14 protein-coding genes and 1 tRNA gene are annotated in these 16,340 nt (G+C 68.2%); 10 read left to right on the forward strand and 5 right to left on the reverse strand.

Annotated elements, in window-relative coordinates; all coding sequences use genetic code 11:
- The first annotated feature begins 16 nt into the window (after positions 1-16).
- The 5 genes from gltX to LXM50_RS03370 all read left to right on the forward strand — a co-directional run bounded on the left by gltX (position 17) and on the right by LXM50_RS03370 (position 4,403).
- Positions 17-1,522 carry a glutamate--tRNA ligase gene (gene gltX, locus LXM50_RS03350; protein WP_233309819.1) on the forward strand — a complete coding sequence of 502 codons (1,506 nt, stop codon included), beginning with the start codon at positions 17-19 and terminating at the stop codon, positions 1,520-1,522.
- A gap of 115 nt (positions 1,523-1,637) precedes the next feature.
- Positions 1,638-1,709, forward strand: a tRNA-Gln gene (locus tag LXM50_RS03355).
- Positions 1,710-1,839: 130 nt separating this feature from the next.
- The gene (locus LXM50_RS03360) at positions 1,840-2,568 is read left to right on the forward strand and encodes a hypothetical protein (protein ID WP_233309821.1); all 729 of its coding nucleotides are present in this window, start codon (positions 1,840-1,842) and stop codon (positions 2,566-2,568) included.
- A 24-nt stretch (positions 2,569-2,592) separates the two neighbouring features.
- Entirely contained in the window at positions 2,593-3,222 is a 630-nt protein-coding gene (locus LXM50_RS18670; protein ID WP_233309822.1) for a DUF2510 domain-containing protein, read from the forward strand.
- Between the two features lie 599 nt (positions 3,223-3,821).
- Positions 3,822-4,403 carry a TetR/AcrR family transcriptional regulator gene (locus tag LXM50_RS03370; protein WP_233309824.1) on the forward strand — a complete coding sequence of 194 codons (582 nt, stop codon included), beginning with the start codon at positions 3,822-3,824 and terminating at the stop codon, positions 4,401-4,403.
- A gap of 21 nt (positions 4,404-4,424) precedes the next feature.
- Here the strand turns inward: LXM50_RS03370 and LXM50_RS03375 are convergent, their stop codons facing one another.
- From LXM50_RS03375 to LXM50_RS03385, 3 genes are all read right to left on the reverse strand, one after another.
- Positions 4,425-5,525, reverse strand: a complete 1,101-nt coding sequence (locus LXM50_RS03375; RefSeq protein ID WP_233309825.1) for a hypothetical protein — start codon at positions 5,523-5,525, stop codon at positions 4,425-4,427.
- 55 nt (positions 5,526-5,580) lie between these two features.
- Positions 5,581-8,394, reverse strand: coding sequence for a hypothetical protein (locus tag LXM50_RS03380; protein WP_233309827.1), 2,814 nt, complete (start codon positions 8,392-8,394; stop codon positions 5,581-5,583).
- A gap of 119 nt (positions 8,395-8,513) precedes the next feature.
- Positions 8,514-8,891 carry an MmcQ/YjbR family DNA-binding protein gene (locus tag LXM50_RS03385; protein WP_233309829.1) on the reverse strand — a complete coding sequence of 126 codons (378 nt, stop codon included), beginning with the start codon at positions 8,889-8,891 and terminating at the stop codon, positions 8,514-8,516.
- A 152-nt stretch (positions 8,892-9,043) separates the two neighbouring features.
- On the opposite strand from LXM50_RS03385, the gene LXM50_RS03390 reads away from it, so the two are divergent.
- From LXM50_RS03390 to LXM50_RS03400, 3 genes are all read left to right on the forward strand, one after another.
- Positions 9,044-9,475, forward strand: coding sequence for an SRPBCC domain-containing protein (locus LXM50_RS03390; protein ID WP_233309831.1), 432 nt, complete (start codon positions 9,044-9,046; stop codon positions 9,473-9,475).
- 143 nt (positions 9,476-9,618) lie between these two features.
- Positions 9,619-11,337 carry an amino acid permease gene (locus LXM50_RS03395; RefSeq protein WP_233309832.1) on the forward strand — a complete coding sequence of 573 codons (1,719 nt, stop codon included), beginning with the start codon at positions 9,619-9,621 and terminating at the stop codon, positions 11,335-11,337.
- Between the two features lies 1 nt (position 11,338).
- Positions 11,339-12,163, forward strand: a complete 825-nt coding sequence (locus LXM50_RS03400; RefSeq protein WP_233309834.1) for a glutamate ABC transporter substrate-binding protein — start codon at positions 11,339-11,341, stop codon at positions 12,161-12,163.
- A 56-nt stretch (positions 12,164-12,219) separates the two neighbouring features.
- Here the strand turns inward: LXM50_RS03400 and LXM50_RS03405 are convergent, their stop codons facing one another.
- Entirely contained in the window at positions 12,220-14,106 is a 1,887-nt protein-coding gene (locus LXM50_RS03405) for a bifunctional UDP-sugar hydrolase/5'-nucleotidase (protein WP_233309836.1), read from the reverse strand.
- Positions 14,107-14,361: 255 nt separating this feature from the next.
- Between LXM50_RS03405 and LXM50_RS03410 the strand changes: the two genes are divergently transcribed.
- Positions 14,362-14,772 (forward strand): DUF4383 domain-containing protein, encoded by a 411-nt coding sequence (locus LXM50_RS03410; RefSeq protein ID WP_233309838.1) that lies wholly within the window; start codon positions 14,362-14,364, stop codon positions 14,770-14,772.
- 7 nt (positions 14,773-14,779) lie between these two features.
- Positions 14,780-15,310 carry a hypothetical protein gene (locus LXM50_RS03415; protein ID WP_233309839.1) on the forward strand — a complete coding sequence of 177 codons (531 nt, stop codon included), beginning with the start codon at positions 14,780-14,782 and terminating at the stop codon, positions 15,308-15,310.
- A 75-nt stretch (positions 15,311-15,385) separates the two neighbouring features.
- Here the strand turns inward: LXM50_RS03415 and LXM50_RS03420 are convergent, their stop codons facing one another.
- On the reverse strand, positions 15,386-16,309 hold the full coding sequence (locus tag LXM50_RS03420) for a M23 family metallopeptidase (RefSeq protein WP_233309840.1): 924 nt from the start codon (positions 16,307-16,309) through the stop codon (positions 15,386-15,388).
- Positions 16,310-16,340 lie beyond the last annotated feature (31 nt).

The raw sequence follows: 16,340 nt of genomic DNA on the forward strand, positions 1-16,340 counted from the left end.
CTAGAATCGAAGGGTTATGGCTACTCCCGATCCCCGCACCACGACCGCGTCCGGTGCTGACGTCCGCGTCCGTTTCTGCCCTTCGCCGACGGGTCTGCCGCATGTCGGCATGGTCCGCACCGCGCTGTACAACTGGGCGTACGCCCGGCACACCGGCGGCAAGATGGTGTTCCGCATCGAGGACACCGACGCCGCGCGCGACAGCGAGGAGAGCTTCCGCCAGCTCGTCGACGCGCTGACCTGGCTCGAGATCGACTGGGACGAGGGCGTCGAGGTCGGCGGCCCGCACGAGCCCTACCGTCAGTCGCAGCGCGGTGAGATCTACCAGGGCGTGATCGAGAAGCTCAAGGCATCCGGTGCGGTGTACGAGAGCTACTCGACGGCGGAGGAGATCGACGCCCGCAACGAGGCGAACGGCCGCGCGAAGCAGCTCGGTTACGACAACTTCGACCGCGACCTCACCGAGGAGCAGCGCGCCGCGTTCCGCGCCGAGGGCCGTCAGCCCGCGCTCCGCCTGCGCGTGCCCGACGAGGACGTGACCTACGTCGACCTCATCCGCGGCGAGGTGACCTTCCCGGCCGGATCCTTCCCGGACTTCGTGGTCGTGCGCCCGAACGGCGCACCGCTCTACACGCTCGTGAACCCGGTCGACGACGCGCTCATGGGCATCACGCACGTGCTGCGCGGCGAGGACCTCATGCCCTCGACCGCGCGTCAGCTCGCCCTCTACGGCGCCCTCATCGACGCCGGCGTCACCACGTTCGTGCCGCGCTTCGCGCACATGCCGCTCGTGCTGGGGGAGACCGGCAACAAGAAGCTGAGCAAGCGCGACCCGCAGGCCGATCTGTTCCTGCACCGCGAGCGCGGCTTCATCCACGAGGGCCTGCTGAACTACCTGGCTCTGCTGGGCTGGTCGATCGGCCCCGACCGCGATGTCTTCTCGCTCGAGGAGTTCACCGCCGCCTTCGACATCGTGAACGTGAACCCGAACCCGGCCCGCTTCGACCAGAAGAAGGCCGAGTCGATCAACGGCGACCACATCCGCCAGCTCGAGCCGAAGGACTTCGCCGAGCGGATCCTGCCGTACCTGGCCGCCGCCGACGTGTTCGACGGGGAGCCGACGCACGAGCAGCTCGTGCTGGCCTTCCGCGCCGCCCCGCTCGTGCAGGAGCGCGTGCAGCTGCTCGGCGAGGTGCCCGGCCTGCTCGGCTTCCTTTTCTCCGACCGGGTCTCGTACGACGAGGACGCGCTCAAGGGGCTGCCCGCGAACGCCGCCGAGGTGCTGCTGGCATCCGCCGCGGCGCTGGAGCCGCTCGACGCGTTCACGCCCGAGGCGATCCAGGAGGCGCTGTCGGCGGCGCTGGTCGACGACCTGGGCCTCAAGCCTCGCGTCGCCTACGGTCCGCCGCGCGTCGCCCTGAGCGGACGCCGGGTGTCGCCGCCGCTGTTCGAGTCGATGGAGCTGCTCGGCAAGGACGAGACCCTGCGCCGGCTCCGCGCACTGGCCGAGTTCCTGGGCTGATCGGATTCCCGACCGGGGCGGGGGAGCGCGACGCGCGCGGGATCCCGCCCCGGTTTGGATCCCGGGATGAGCTCGGGTAAGCTTGACTCTCGGTGCGAGGCTCCGGTTTCGCCCTTGGGGTATGGTGTAATTGGCAACACGGCTGATTCTGGTTCAGTTGTTCTTGGTTCGAGTCCAGGTACCCCAGCAAGACGAAGACCCCCGGTAAATCGGGGGTTTTGTCGTTTGCGTGAGCGCGCCGCGCGGAGGCGATCCCCGTCTGATCCCCGGGTGCGTCGCGCCCGCTCGCGCCGCGTCTCCTCTGCCACGATCTGGCCATGGGGAAACAATTTGATGACGACCTGTCCGTGCTACAGGGCTTGCAGTTCATTCAGGAGTCCGATTCAGCGAAGCATCTGCTGGCGTATGGCATCCGAGCGCTGAGGACGGCGGTGTTCATTGAGACGACGCGGGACCCGATCATGACGATGCTCTCGATCGGCGTTGAGAAGATGCTGAAGCTCGGCCTGGGATTGAACCATCTGGCGGCTACTCGCGGATGGCTCCCGCTGGCGGTGCTCAGGAACGATTACCGACACAACCTCATCAAGATGGAAGGACTCTTGCGCGAAGCAATCCAACTGAACGTCGGTCGAGCGATGCATCCGCACTACGTGAACGAAGCGCTTTCTGCTGTAGACAACGATCCTGTCTGGCTCTCACTTGTCGCCGCGCTCAACCGATACGGGCAGGAAGGGCGCTTCTACTTCCTGGACGCACTCGCGGACAATCCGCAACGTGAGGAAAGTCCTCAGGTGTTCTGGGATGCTGCTGAGCGCGTTGCACTTGAGAATGAGCCCGAACTGAACGACCTCTTCCAACGCATGATCGGTGACTACTCGCTCTCCGATGAGTTCTACCGCAAGCTCAACGAGCGCATGGCCGATAGCTTGCAGCGGTATTGGGATCTCGTTGCGATTGCAGGTGTTCAGGGCGTGCTCGGGGACCGCGGCAAGGGGTGGGGGCACGACTTCAAACTGATCGGGCGTCAGATCGCGGGTGGCTGAGCGGGCGTCTGCCAAGATGTGGCCGTGGGGAAGAACGATTTGAACAAGCGCATCCTGGACATTGCGGCAATCACAGAGAAGGAAGCTCAGCGCGCGGCAGACGCGGGCGACTTGGCCGAAGCTAAGCGCGTCATCTCCAACGGCATACGTGATCTGCGCGACTACAAGCGGGAGCTCACCGAAGCAGAGCGGTCAATCCGTGAGCAGTTCCAGGATGCCAAGTTGAAGAACCGTGCGTCGGGGCAGACCGTGGGCATGTTCGTCGGCAGCAAGACGCGCGCTGCGATCGCGCGAGGTCGCGCGGCTGAGGGGCGTCGGCTTTCGTCCAATCAGGCTGCTGTGTTGCAGCCGTACGCGCGGGCGAAAGCGAACGTCGACCGAGCGATTGCGGCGATGGACCGTGCCAAGGCGGACGTCACGAACGAGGCAGCACGGATGCGCGAGGGGAAATCCTCATCAGCCACCAGCGCGACGAGCGCACAGGCGACCGTGACCCAAGCACCCGCTGCCCCCACCGCTCCACCCCCTCCACCGCCCGTGCCTGCTCAGTGGGCAACTGACCCACACGGGCGGCATCAGCACAGATGGTGGGATGGAACGCGCTGGACGGAGCACGTCTCGAACGACGGGGTTGTATCCTCCGATCCGGTCTAGCCGTTCATGCTGACGACCAGCGCGAGCGCGGGGTGGCTCGCCACGGCGGCGAGGCAGGCCATGTCGTCGGCGTGGTCGTCGCCGAACAGGCGCAGGTAATGCTTGTACATGGTGCCAACGCGTGTTCCTGTCCCACTCTTCGGGATCAGTTCGAGCGGAGCTCGTCCGTGTCGTGGCGCCGAGTTCCCTTCCTGGTCTGAGACAGGCGCGCCGCAGAACCATCGCGTCGACATTCCCTGAGCAGACCTGTCCTCATTAGTTGGACGGCTGACTTAGTATGATTAGGATCTTCGTGAGTCCGCCGCGCGCGGCTCGGGATGATCGGAGTGGCGGTGAGCGCAAGAAGGTCACCCGGGGGCATGTGGTGACCGCGTCAGCGCTGAGCGGCAGGGGGTGTTGCCGCACCGCCCGGAGTTCCCGTACCGATCGGGCGGTACGGGAACTCCTCAGCACGCGAGCGGGCGGCACGGGTCGCGTTCCGCCGATGATCGCGGCAAGTCCGTGACAGGAACCTACGATGTAGGGGGCTCGACACCCCGCTGTCGACGCAAGGACCGGGAGGCGCGATGGAGGCGAAGGCCGCGAAGCGAGCGAATGGCTTGGAGACGCAGCGCGCATTGCTGGTCGCCGCCGGAGCGGTGTTCTCGCGGATGGCGTACGCCGACGCCCGGCTGAAGGACATCGCCGAAGAAGCCGGGATCAGTCAGGGGTCGCTGTACTTCCACTTCGGGAACAAGGATGACGTGGCTCGTGCGGTCCTCGCCGTCGAGCAGGAGCGCATGGCGCAGGTCCTCTCCGACGTTCGGGCCCGTTCTGACTCCGGTCTGGACTGCATCCTCGGGCTGTTCGAGGGCCTCGCAGAGCTGATCGCGACGGATGAGCTCGTGCAGGCGGGGATCCGCCTCTCGATGCAGCCCGCGACGGGGCTGGAGGTCGACTCCAGCCCGCCCTACGCCGCGTGGGTCGATGTGGCCTCGGCCATCCTGAGCGACGGCGTCGCGGACGGATCGATGGCTGCCTCTCTCGAGGTGCGTGCGACCGCCGAGGTGTTGAACGAGATCTTCGTCGGTGCGCAGGTCCTGTCCGGGCTCGAGGACAAGTGGGCTTCCCTGCCGCGTCGGGTCGCCGTGGCGCAGGCGGGAATTCGGATGCTGCTCACGTCATCCCACCGACCGGAGTGATCGTTCCCGACTGAGGGCGGGTCACGGAACCGAGGGAGCCGTACAGGTCAGCCCCGGCTGATACACGCCGTAGCCGCGCCCTTCCGGATCCATCGACATGCCCACGTAGTTCTTGTAGAACGCGACGTGCGCGGTGAAGCCGGTGTGCACGTGCATCATGTCCGTCGGATCGTCGTACTCCGCATAGGTGCCGAGCAGCGCGGCGCGGACCGGCTTGCCGGTCGCGGTCGCGAACTGGGCTGCGAAGGCCGACGCGTTGGCCGCGCAGAACACGTACTTCAGGAACTTGAACTTCGTCGTGATCGTGGAGCGCGAGGGGAAGGGCGTCTTCAGGATCGGCAGCAGGAAGCCCTCGATGTAGTCGACGTCCTCCTTCACGACGCGATCGAGCGTCAACACCGTGTCGTCGTCGGTCCCGCTCGTCGCGTAGCCCTTCGCACCCTCCATCGCCCACATCGCGTGGTGGATCACCCGGGGGAACGCGCAGCCCCAGAGCCAGGAGAAGCCGTCCGTGGCGAACGCCGCCTTGAAGAGCGTGAGCGCGGCGGCGTCCTGCGTCGGCGCGACGAAGTCGTACTCGCCCCGGGAGTCCTTGTCGTTCGGATCCCGCTGGGTCGGCCCGAGCGTGGCCGTGATCGTGGTCGGTGCCCCGCCTGTGGAGGGCACGGGGATGATCGGGGAGCGGTCGTCGAAGCTGTTGACCAGGATCAGCCCGCCCATCCAGCCGTGCCCGAAGAAGCTCACCTCCTGGAGCGTGCCCGGCGCGTTCTGGCCGATGTCGCGGACTGCCGCGTACAGATCCGTGATCGACATCACGCTGAACTGGCCCGGTTTGAAGCCCGTGCGGCTCACCCCGGCGGAGTCGGTGAACGTGCCGATGCTCGAGCGGGCGACCGCCCCGAACGTCGCCACGACGCTCGACGTCTCGGTCTTCGTGCCGCCTGGATACGTGACGTCCACGCGCGTCACCTGGCCCGCTCGGACGTCCATCATGAGGAACCGCAGATCCGCCTTCGCGGTGTTCTGCCGCGTGAGGTACTTGCGGCGGTTCGTGGCCAGGACCTGGAAGTCCACCCCCTGGAACTCCCAGTCCACCCCGGCCATGATGATGTGGTTGCGCATGACTCGACCTCCTGCCGGTCGTCGTCGGCGACTGCCGCCCTCGGGGCGGTCGCCGCTAGTTCGACGGCTGCCAGTCCTCTCCGACCTTCGTCCAGGTCGGCAGCGCGTCGTCGGCGCGCAGCTTGGCGAGCGTCGTGGGCAGCCGCACCAGCCACGGGTCGCCGACCGGCACCTCGTCGCCGGGTGCTCCGGTCGCCTCCTGGATCTCCTTGACGATCGGCACGTACAGGGAGCTGGAGATGTCCGGTGCGGGTCCGCCGTTCCAGATCTCCCCGGTCTCCAGGTAGTGCACGACCGCGGCCTCGAACCCCGGCCGCACCGGGAAGACCACGCGGCCGGCGCCCGCCCTCAGGAAGTCGGCGAACTCGGTGTCGACGTCGTCGAGCAGCATCCGGTGCGACCAGGCGGGCTTCCAGCCCCAGAAGTACGGGTAGAAGAAGTAGACGACGTGCTCCCACTCGAAGGCCTGCTCGAAGAAGCGCACATACGGCATCTGCTGCTCGCTGCGCGGCAGATCCGGCTGCGGATACCCCTCGGCGGAGGTCTGCAGAGCGCCGAACGCGTCGAACTGCTGTGCGGTCAGCAGCGTGAGGCACTGCTTGCGCAGCTCCGTCGTCACGATCCGCGAGTTCCACATCGGGTTGCGGCCGGAGATGACGACGCCGGCAACGGCTGCCGCCTCGTCGAGCTGCGACTGGTAGGCCTGCTGCTTCGCGAGGTAGCCCTGGGTGAGCGCGGCGTGCGTCTTCAGCTGCCAGGCCGTCATCGCACGCGCGGTGCGCTCGCAGAAGATCTCGACGGTCGTCGCGAAGTCGCGGACCTTCCAGCCATAGGTGGCGATCGAGACGGATCCCACCTCGCCGGACATGTCCACGTACGTCGAGTCGGTGAAGACGTCGAGCGCGTTGTTGCCGATGATCAGATACCAGGCGTTGCCCGAGTAGGAGTACCACGCCGCCGTCCACAGGGCGTACTTCGCCTGGTAGCCGTCGTCGATCACGATGTCGGCCGACTTGCTGAACTCGTACGGATCCTGCGGCACGGTGCCGTCGTACGCCTTGCTGAACGTCTTGACCGGGGGCGGCGGCGCCTCGATCCCGGTGACGTCGTACTGGTGCGCCCAGAACGCGTAGTTGCCCTCTGTGACCTGCGTCGGCGTGAGGGTGAACGGCACCGGCGCGGTGAAGGTCTGCCCCTCGAGCTTGCCCTTGGTCTGCGCGACGATGAAGGCGGTGCCCGGTTCCGGCAGCGTGACGTCGAAGAGCATGCGCTTGCCGTAGTTGTAGACCTGCGCCTGCAGCACCTTGTCCACCCACTGGTACACACCGGAGATGTTGCCCGTTCCCGTGGTGTTGTCGAAGCCGTGCGAGTACTTCTCCTCGAACTCGTTCAGCGTCGTGGTCGTGCGCCGCTCGAGCACCCGGTCGACGACCTTGCTGACCGAGCGGGCGACGACGTCCTTGCTGAACTCCGACGCCTGCTTGGTCGACTCCTCCGACGAGTGGTTCGTGGCGAAGTCGGCGTTGGCCTTGACCTCCACGAACGGCCCGTACTTCGCGTCCACGGACAGACCCGCCTTGAACTGGGTGTCGTCCTTGATCGTGGAACTGGTCTCGCGGCTGAGCGAGAACCGGTCCGTCGACTGCGTGTCGCGCTCCTCCTCCTTGGTGGTCTCCTGCTCGGTGAGGATGGTGGTCTCGGTGCGCTCGAGACGCCGCGTCTCGCGGTCGAGGTGCTCGGACTTCAGCACGTTCTCGACGTGCGCGAGTTCGCCGCCCTCGTAGCGCAGGACGTGCTCCTTGACGAGCAGCAGGTCGCCGACCCCGACGGGACGGATGGATCCGTGCCCGGTCGGCATGCCGGTCGCGGGATCGCCGACGAGATCGGCGGCGCCTGAGGTCTGCACCAGCGCACTGCCCACGAGGGAGACGGCGGAGACCGCGGAGATCGGCACGGTGAGCGATGTCAGGAGCGATCCCCGCGCCTCGTCCAATGTCCGCAGCATGACGGGCAGAGGCGCGGTGGCGACGTCGAGCGACAGCCCCCGCAGGGTGCTGCGTACCGCGGTCGGCAGCTTCTGGACGGTGGTCGTGTCGAGGACCCAGGGGATCCGCGGGGTGACGGACCCGGAGCTCTCCGTGTCCGTCCGCGCGGTGCTCGTGCGCGCCGTGCCGCCGTCGCCGGCGGCTCGTGTCGTGCGGGTCTGCGGCCGGGGTGCCGCCGAACGGGTCTGCGCGGCGAAGCCCGAGGCGGAGAGCCCGCCCAGCGCGGCGATCGCACGGTCCAGGCGATCGATCTCGGCGCGGATCCTGCCATCGTCTGGCCCGGCCGGCGCCGGAGCCGGGCCCTGCGGGGGCGTCTCGGATGCGGGTCTGTCCGTCTTCGGCAGGCTCGCCGGCATGACGAGCGGGCGCACGGCGATCTCGGGGTCGCCGTGCGCCGTCCGCGCGATGACGTCGAGACCCTGCGCGACCGTCGCCAGGCCGCGCGCGTCGGTGCCCGAGGAGTCGGAGAGCGCCTTCGCAGCGATCAGCGTGTCCTCGACGCGCTGGCGGTAGGCGGCGAAGTCCCCTCCCGATGCCACTGCCGTCGATGCGCGCCCTGTCGCTGCGAGGATCACCGCCTCCGCATCGGCGTTCGCCATGCGCGCCACCCCGACCGCGGTCGCGACGTCACGGGCCGCGACGCCCAGCGGATCCTCGGTGACGGTGCGCACCGCGGCATCGGACTGGAGGAGCGCCTTCGCCGAACGCCGAAGGGCGGACGCGCCGTCGCCGATGTCGATCGCGTGGGCGTTGAGCGTGTGCACGTCGGCCGCGGCGGGCAGATCCGCCGGACGCATCACCATGAAGCGGAACAGCTCGTTCATCCTGATCACCCTGACTCTCATCGTGCTGGGATCCAGCGATGACAAGGAGTCAGGACGGCCGCTTCTGATACAAGCGGATCGGCCTCGCCGGCGTGCGCGTCGCCGAGGACGGACTCCGTTCAGAGCCGTCCGAAGACCTCAGGATCCACCGGGCGCTGCGCCCGCGGCAGCTTCGCGACGACGAGGCGATAGGCCTCGGTGACGAGCTCCTCGACCAGCCCCCGCTCGAGGCTGCCGTCGGCACGCAGCGTGATCCAGTGGCGCTTGTTCATGTGGTAGCCGGGGATGATCGCCGGGTACGTGGCGCGCAGGGCTTCGGCATCCGCCGGAGCCGACTTGAGCGTCACCCCCGTGCGGGTCGACGGCGAGAGCGCCATGAACATCAGCCCGCGCACGCGGAACACATCGACCTCGGGTCCGAACGGCTGATCCACCGTGACGCCGGGGAGCTCGTCGGCGCGCGCCTGCACCCAGTCCTGCATGTCGTCGCCTGTCATGCGCTGAGCCCTTTCGTCCGCACGGGTCCGGATCCGGATCCTCGAGTTCATCATGCCGTGCGTCGGGGACGCCGGTGCGAGGAGCGCGGCTCTGTACGCGTCTCGGATTTCGGCGGATCATGGGGCGGGAGCCGAACGAACGGGAGTCGAGCATGTCCGAGGATCATGTGGCCACAGCGAGCATCACGATCGATGCATCCCCCGACCGCGTGTGGGAGGTGCTGACAGACCCCGATGCGGTCCGGGAGTTCATGTTCGGCACCACGGTCGTCACGGACTGGACCGTCGGGGCGCCGATCCGCTGGCAGGGGGAGTGGGAGGGGCGCGCCTATGAGGACAGGGGTGTGATCCTGGAGGCCGACCCGGGCCGGCGGCTCGTCTGCACGCACTTCAGCCCGCTCACCGGGAAGCCGGACGTCCCGGAGAACTACCACACGCTGACCTGGACGATCAGCGGGGACCGCCCGGTCGAGTTCACGCTGAGTCAGGACAACAACCCCGATGAGGCGGCGGCCCTGCACTCGACGACGATGTGGGACAGCCTCGTGCGCACCGTGAAGGACATCGCCGAGCGACAGGGCTGAGCACAGGAACGGGAACGCGCCGCGGATCCATTGCCCTCGGTCCAGAAAACGTGCCATCCTCGGTACCACGTCAGCGCCGATGCTCCGAGCCGTCCTGCGACCCGCCCCACCGGTGACACGGGTGAACGACAGGGGGGAATCGCATGTCGCAGACCGATGCCGGCAATCTCACGCACGCCGAAGACCACGGCGCAGAGCACGACGCGGAGCAGGCCGGGTACAAGAAGAGCCTGAACCGCCGCCAGGTGCAGATGATCGCGATCGGCGGTGCGATCGGGACGGGCCTGTTCCTGGGATCCGCCTCCCGGCTGCACAGCAACGGCCCCGCGCTCGTGCTCAGCTACGCGTTCGTCGGCGTCATCGCCTACTTCCTCATGCGTGCGCTCGGAGAGCTCGTGCTGTATCGCACCACGTCCGGCGCCTTCGTGTCGTGGATGCGCGAGTTCTTCGGAGAGAAGGCCGCGTACTACACGGGCTGGATGTACTGGACGAACTGGGCGCTCACCGGCATCGCCGAGCTCAGCGCCGTCGGCCTCTACATCCAGTACTGGTGGCCCCAGATGCCCACGTGGGCGACGGTGCTCATCGCACTCGCCGTCGTGCTGGTCGTCAACCTGCTCTCCGCGAAGGCCTTCGGCGAGTTCGAGTTCTGGGCATCGGTGCTCAAGGTCACCGCGATCATCGTCTTCCTCGTGGTCGGCATCATCGTCGTCGCGTTCAGTTTCGACGTCGGCGGTCATCGCGCGGGGATCCAGAATCTCTGGTCCAACCCCGGCGGGTTCTGGCCCACCGGCGACGGGTTCGCCTGGTACGGGCCGATCATCGTGATGTCCGGCGTCGTCTTCGCGTACGCGGCCATCGAGATGGTCGGCATCGCGGCGGGCGAGATGGAGGATCCGAAGCGCGAGGTGCCGAAGGCCGTGAACGCGGTCATCGTCCGCATCGGCGTCTTCTACTGCGGCGCGCTGCTGCTGCTGGTCTGCATCCTGCCGACGAGCGAGTTCACTCCGGGCATCAGCCCGTTCGTGACCGTGTTCGGGCGGATGGGCATCCCGTGGATGGCCAACGTGATCCAGGCGATCCTCATCGTCGCGGCGATGTCGTCGCTGAACTCCGGGCTGTACACGACCGGGCGGGTGCTGCGCAGTCTCGGCATGGCGAAGCAGGCCCCGGGCTTCACGCTGAAGATGAGTCAGTCCGGCGTCCCGTGGGCCGGCATCGTGATGACCGCGGTCGTCTACGTGTTCGGATCCATCCTGAACGCGGTGAGCCCCGACGCCTTCGAGATCGCGCTGGAGGCGGCCTCGATCGCGGTGGTGTTCACCTGGGGCACGATCTTCATCTGCCAGCTGCGTCTGCGAAGACTGAGCGACCGGGGCGTGCTGCCGCCGAGCACGTTCCGCGCGCCCGGCACGCCGTGGACGAGCTACCTGGGGCTTGCCTTCCTCGTGTTCGTGATCGTCGGCATGGCGATCTCGGGCTGGCAGGCGTCGCCGTACTTCTGGCACAAGACCGGATTCGTCGTGGTGGTCGTCGGGATCCCGGTGCTGCTCGTGATCTTCGAGCTCGGCTGGCTGATCGTGAAGGGGCGGGTCGTCGCGCACACCGACGGCCGGATGCTCAGCAAGTGGACCGACACGGGCCTGCGCTATCCGCCTCGGGAACCCGGCCCGCGCACCGAATCGATCGCCGCCATCGGCACCGTCCAGTTCGACGTGCACGAGCGCGATGAGGACGAAGCGGACCACCACGGCATCGACATCGGACCCGTCGAGATCGAAGCGCACGAATGGGACAACCTCGAGGAGCCGGACAAGAACCCGCATGAGGGCGGGACCGGCAAGAGCGAAGGGGGACGGTGACATGCGCCGTCTCAGCGCCGTCGCGCTCGGCCTCGTCGCCGCATCGGTGCTCGTCGCGGGCTGCTCCTCCGCGACCCCGCAGAACACCGGCGACAACAGCGCGACCGGTTCCGGCACGCTCACGATCGGCATCGCCGACGATCTGCCGGGGGTGAGCCTCAAGACCGAGTCCGGGTACGCGGGCTTCGACATCGACACGGCCAACTACGTCGCGGGCAAGCTCGGCGTGCCGACGAAGAACATCACGTGGCAGCGCATCGACCAGGACGAGCGGGTGAGCGCGCTCACCTCGGGCAAGGTCGACCTCGTCGTCTCGACCTTCTCGATCACGGCCGAACGGGAGAAGGAGATCGCCTTCGCGGGGCCGTACTTCGTGGCCCATCAGGATCTGCTCATCCGCCGCAACGACGACACGATCACCGGTCCGGAGACCCTGGACGGGAAGAAGGTGTGCGCGGCCGCCGGCACGACCTCGATCGACTACCTCACGTCGCACTATCAGGGGAAGATCACCGTCGTGAAGGTGCCGTCCTGGTCCGAATGCGTTCGCGATCTGGCGGCGGGCACGGTCGATGCGGTGTCGACCGACGACCTCATCCTCGCCGGCTTCGCGACCCAGCCCGAGTACAAGGGCGTGCTGCGCGTGATCGGCAAGGGCTTCACCGACGAGAACTACGGCGTCGGTCTCAAGCAGGGCGACAACAGGCTCGACACGGTGCGCGCCGCGCTCAAGGAGTTCATCTCCTCCGGCGCGTGGAAGAAGTCCCTGGACGCGAACATCGCCCCGTCCGGCTACGCGATCCCGGCTCCGCCCTCGGTGAAGTAGCGGCGGGACGACGACGCCCTCCGTCCCGACGCCGGGACGGAGGGCGTCGTCGGCGATCAGAAGACCGGGGTTCCGGCGCGCGTGAGCTGCCAGTTCACGACGTGGAAATCGGCCGGGTCGATCGTGCCGGCGGCCGAGGCGTAGGCCACGATGGCCTCACGGATCGCGACCTGCGCGTTGTAGACGACCGGCGCGGTCGCGATGTGCGGGAAGCCGCCGCCGCCGGACTGGCGGTAGTTGTTCACCGCGACCACGAACTTCTGCGCCGGGTCGACGGGCGCGCCGTTCCAGGACAGGTTCTGGATCCGGGATCCCTGCGGCTGCGCGATGTCGACGTCGTAGGTCACTCCGGAGAACTGGTCGTAGTTGTAGTCCGGGGTGTTCAGCGCGTTCGTCCAGCTCGCCGGATCCACCGGGGCGCCGGGGGCCACCTGCTGGAAGTACTTCGCCGAGTACTCCAGGTAGTCCTTGATCTGCGCACCGGTGAGCACCGAGGCCATGAGCGTGTTGTCGTAGATGTACAGTCCCGCGACGTCTCGGATCGTGACCTCCCCGGCCGGGAAGGTGGCCTGCCGGTTGAAGGGCGCCGCGATCGACACGATCGGCAGCGATGCCTCCGCCGTGCCGGCGATCGCCTGCGACACGGTGTCGACCTGCACCTTGTTCACGTAGTCGAGGATCGCGGTGTCCTTCCAGCAGGACTCGGCGGCGGACAGCTCCTCCGTGGAGTTCGCCACCGGCTTGTTGACGTACGCGACCACGGCGTCGTGCTGTGCCTGGATGAGGGAGACGAGCGCCGGGTCGTCCTCGACCGTGTTCGTGTTGACGTTCGTGGACTTCTTCGACACGACCGTCCACTGACCCTTGACCTGCTGCAGCTCGATGTCGAACACGCTCAGGCGCTGGCCCCAGCACATCGGTTCGCTCAGCACGACCTGCTGTCCGGTCGTCGCGTTGGTCACGAAGCGCTGCGGGATGTCCTTGTGCGCGTGCCCGAACAGGATCGCGTCGATGCCGGGGACCTGTTCGGCGAGCAGACCCGCGGCGTTCTCGTTCGGCAGCGCGTCACCGTACGACGAGGTGCCACTGTCGCCGGAGTGCACGCTCACGACCAGCACGTCCACGCCCTGGGCGCGGATCACGGGCACCCAGCGCTTCGCGGTCTCGACGATGTCCAGGACCTCGAGCTTGCCGCTCACGTTCGCCTTGTCCCAGATGACGATGCCCGGGTTGGTGAGGCCGAGCACGCCGACGCGGATCGGCTTGGCGCCCTTGGGATGCAGCGTCTTGATCGTGTACGGCGTGTAGGCGGGCACGGTCGTTCCCGCACGCACAGCATTCGCGCCGAGGACCGGCGCCTTCATCTGCGAGATCCACGTGTCGAGGAAGTCGAGCCCGTAGTTGAACTCGTGGTTGCCGAGCGCCACGGCGTCGTAGCCGATCGCGTTCATCTGCGCGGCCATGGGATGGATCGCGCCGCTCTTCGTGATCGGATCCACCGTCGCGTAGTAGAAGCCGAGCGGGGTGCCCTGGATCGTGTCGCCGGCGTCGAACAGCAGGGTGCGGTCCTGTCCGCGGTCGGCGCGGATCTGGTTCACGACGCTCGAGACGCGCGACAGACCGACGACGTTGCCGGCCTTGTCGGAGTACGCCGCGTCCTTGTAGTAGTCCCAGTTCACCGCGTGCGAGTGGATGTCGGACGAGCCCATGATAGTGATGGTCACGGACTTGCCGACACCGCCTGCCGCTGCGGACGCCGGCTCGGAGCTGGTGGCGACCCAGCCGGCGGCGGCGAGGGCGCTCGCGGCGGAGACGCCGGTGAGGAATCCGCGTCGGCTCAGCCCTGAGCGACGCTCCTGCTCCACGTCGTCCGGGACGGCGCACGAGCACCAGCGGGGCTGCGGGGCGTCGGCGTGGCGGTGGAGATGTGTTTCATCTGTCATGAGGACCGATGCAACCATGCCGACGGGGGCTGGACAACAACGCGCGCGTTAACACTCGGGGAGCGCTCGCATGAGCGGCCTCTGCGCTCCGACATGCGCTCCCGAGCATCGTGAGCGCGCCCGAGTCGCTCGATGAGACGAGCGGATGCCACCTCGCGGCACGCGCCCGGGAGGCAGCAGGATCCATCCCCATCCGATCGGGCGCGGGCTCCGAACAGAGGGTGAGCGGCACCGTGCCGCACGCGAGGAGGAGAAATGCGTTCGTCACCGAACCGTCTGATCGCCGTCGTCTTCGGCGCCGTCTACATCGTCGTGGGGGCACTCGGCTTCGCCGTCACCGGGGGAGTGTCCTTCCTGGCGACCCAGGGAGGAATGCTGCTCGGCATCTTCATGGTCAACCCCCTGCACAACGTGGCGCACCTGCTCATCGGCGCGGTGCTCCTGATCTCGGGCCTCGTCTCCACGAGGGCCGCGAAGGGCGCCAACACCGTGATCGGGGCCGCGTATCTGCTGCTGGGCATCGTCGGGTTCTTCCTCGTGGGAACCGCGGCGAACATCCTCGCGCTGAACACGTTCGACCACTTCCTGCACCTCGCGAGCGCGCTGCTGCTGCTCGCGGTCGGGCTGGGGGTCGAGCGCAGCGCTTCCCGCGAGGCGATGGCCTGAGCTCATCATGTTGCGCAGCTGGCCCGCGCTCCTCGCCTGGGGCGCGGGCCTCATCCACCTCGCGGTCGGCGCCGCGATCACCCGTTCCGGTGCGCTGTGGCCCGGCAGCCTGCTGCTCGCGCCGATGCTGCTCGCCGGACTCGCCGAGCTCGGCTGGGGAGTCGCGGTGCTGCGCGCCGGTCGGATCCTCCGGGGAAGAGGCGCGGCGATCGGCGCGATCATCGTCGTGCTGCTGGGGGCTGTTGCCCTCCTGGGCGGCGCACCGGTGATCGCGATAGGGACCTCGTCCGCACTGACCGTCGCGTCGGGAGCGATGGCGGCGCGGACGCGGGAAGCGGGGGAGGCGCGGGCCGGCACTGGGGAGGAGCCGGCCCGGAAGCCCCGATCGCGGGCGGCGGGGGTGGTCCTGGGGGCCGTCCTCGTCGCCGCGCTCGCCACGCCGGGCTTGGCGCAGACCGATGCTGCGGCCAACGGCGGCAGGCACGATCACGGGGTCGGTGCCGAGCTGCCGCTCGTCGATCCGCACGCTCATCACTGAGCGGCGGGTCGGGAGGCCGGAACGAGAAGAGGCCCCCGCGGATGCGAGGGCCTCTTCTTCTGATCCGCGTTCGGATCAGAAGACGTTCGACTGCAGCCAGGCGAGCGGGTCGATGGCGCTGTCGTTGATGTGCACCTCGAAGTGCAGGCAGGATCCGACGGTCCAGCCGGTGTCGCCGACGCGGCCGATGAACTGACCCGCGGTGACGCACTCGCCGGCCTGGACCGCGCGGCTGCCGTAGGTCATGTGCCCGTAGAGGGTGGAGACGGCGTTGCTGCCGCTCAGGGACGGGTGCGCGATCTCGACGGTGACGCCGTAGCCCTGGTAGCTCTCGGAGGAGAGCGTGACGCAGCCGTCTGCGACGGCGTAGATCGGGGTGCCGATGCCGGCCGCGAAGTCCTGTCCCATGTGGCTGCGCCCGGTGCGGGCCGCGCCGAAGCCGTCGGTCAGGGTGTAGGAGCCTGCGGCCATCGGGTAGATGACCTGACCCGGCTTGGCGATCGACGCGACTCCGGTGCGCTCGGCGGCAGCGGTCGCAGCCTGCATCGCGCTGAGTTCCGAGGGGGTGGTCGCCGTGAACGTGCCGTGGACCTGCACATCGGGGAGCACGCCGCCTGCGGCCGTGAAGGACTGCGCCCGGATGTCGGCGGCAGCGCTGGTGGCGGGCTTGGCGTCGCTCGCGCGGACCATGCCGAGGGCGGGGAGCGCCGTGCCGACGACGAGCGCTGAGATCGCGAGGGCGGCACCGGTGCTGCGCCCGATGTTCCTGGCACCGCGGCGGGGACGCTTGCCGGCGGGGACGATGTGCGCAGGCAGCTGCTCGGGGGCTGCGGAGCGGGTCGTCGGCTCGGGGGCCTGCGGTGGTGCGGGGATGTGCGCCTGCGGTGCGGTGGGGTCGAACAGCCGTCGCTGGGCCGGCTCGGACGGAGCGCTCGCGGTGTCGGCAGGGGCCGGCGTCTGCACGGTGGCGGGCGCCTGTGCGGCGGCCTGCTCCCTCATCTCCCGGCGCGAACGGGGCGCGGCGGGGCCG

Source organism: Microbacterium sp. Au-Mic1, assembly GCF_021341785.1.
Classification (GTDB): domain Bacteria; phylum Actinomycetota; class Actinomycetes; order Actinomycetales; family Microbacteriaceae; genus Microbacterium.

Excerpts from the sequence above, each read along its gene's own strand:
- LXM50_RS03380 (WP_233309827.1), bottom strand. The coding sequence starts at position 8,394 with ATGAACGAGCTGTTCCGCTTCATGGTGATGCGTCCGGCGGATCTGCCC.
- LXM50_RS03385 (WP_233309829.1), bottom strand. The coding sequence starts at position 8,891 with ATGACAGGCGACGACATGCAGGACTGGGTGCAGGCGCGCGCCGACGAG.
- LXM50_RS03400 (WP_233309834.1), top strand. The coding sequence starts at position 11,339 with ATGCGCCGTCTCAGCGCCGTCGCGCTCGGCCTCGTCGCCGCATCGGTG.
- LXM50_RS03405 (WP_233309836.1), bottom strand. The coding sequence starts at position 14,106 with ATGACAGATGAAACACATCTCCACCGCCACGCCGACGCCCCGCAGCCC.
- gltX (WP_233309819.1), top strand. The coding sequence starts at position 17 with ATGGCTACTCCCGATCCCCGCACCACGACCGCGTCCGGTGCTGACGTC.
- LXM50_RS03390 (WP_233309831.1), top strand. The coding sequence starts at position 9,044 with ATGTCCGAGGATCATGTGGCCACAGCGAGCATCACGATCGATGCATCC.
- LXM50_RS03420 (WP_233309840.1), bottom strand. The coding sequence starts at position 16,309 with ATGAGGGAGCAGGCCGCCGCACAGGCGCCCGCCACCGTGCAGACGCCG.
- LXM50_RS03395 (WP_233309832.1), top strand. The coding sequence starts at position 9,619 with ATGTCGCAGACCGATGCCGGCAATCTCACGCACGCCGAAGACCACGGC.
- LXM50_RS03360 (WP_233309821.1), top strand. The coding sequence starts at position 1,840 with ATGGGGAAACAATTTGATGACGACCTGTCCGTGCTACAGGGCTTGCAG.
- LXM50_RS03375 (WP_233309825.1), bottom strand. The coding sequence starts at position 5,525 with ATGCGCAACCACATCATCATGGCCGGGGTGGACTGGGAGTTCCAGGGG.
- LXM50_RS03410 (WP_233309838.1), top strand. The coding sequence starts at position 14,362 with ATGCGTTCGTCACCGAACCGTCTGATCGCCGTCGTCTTCGGCGCCGTC.
- LXM50_RS03415 (WP_233309839.1), top strand. The coding sequence starts at position 14,780 with ATGTTGCGCAGCTGGCCCGCGCTCCTCGCCTGGGGCGCGGGCCTCATC.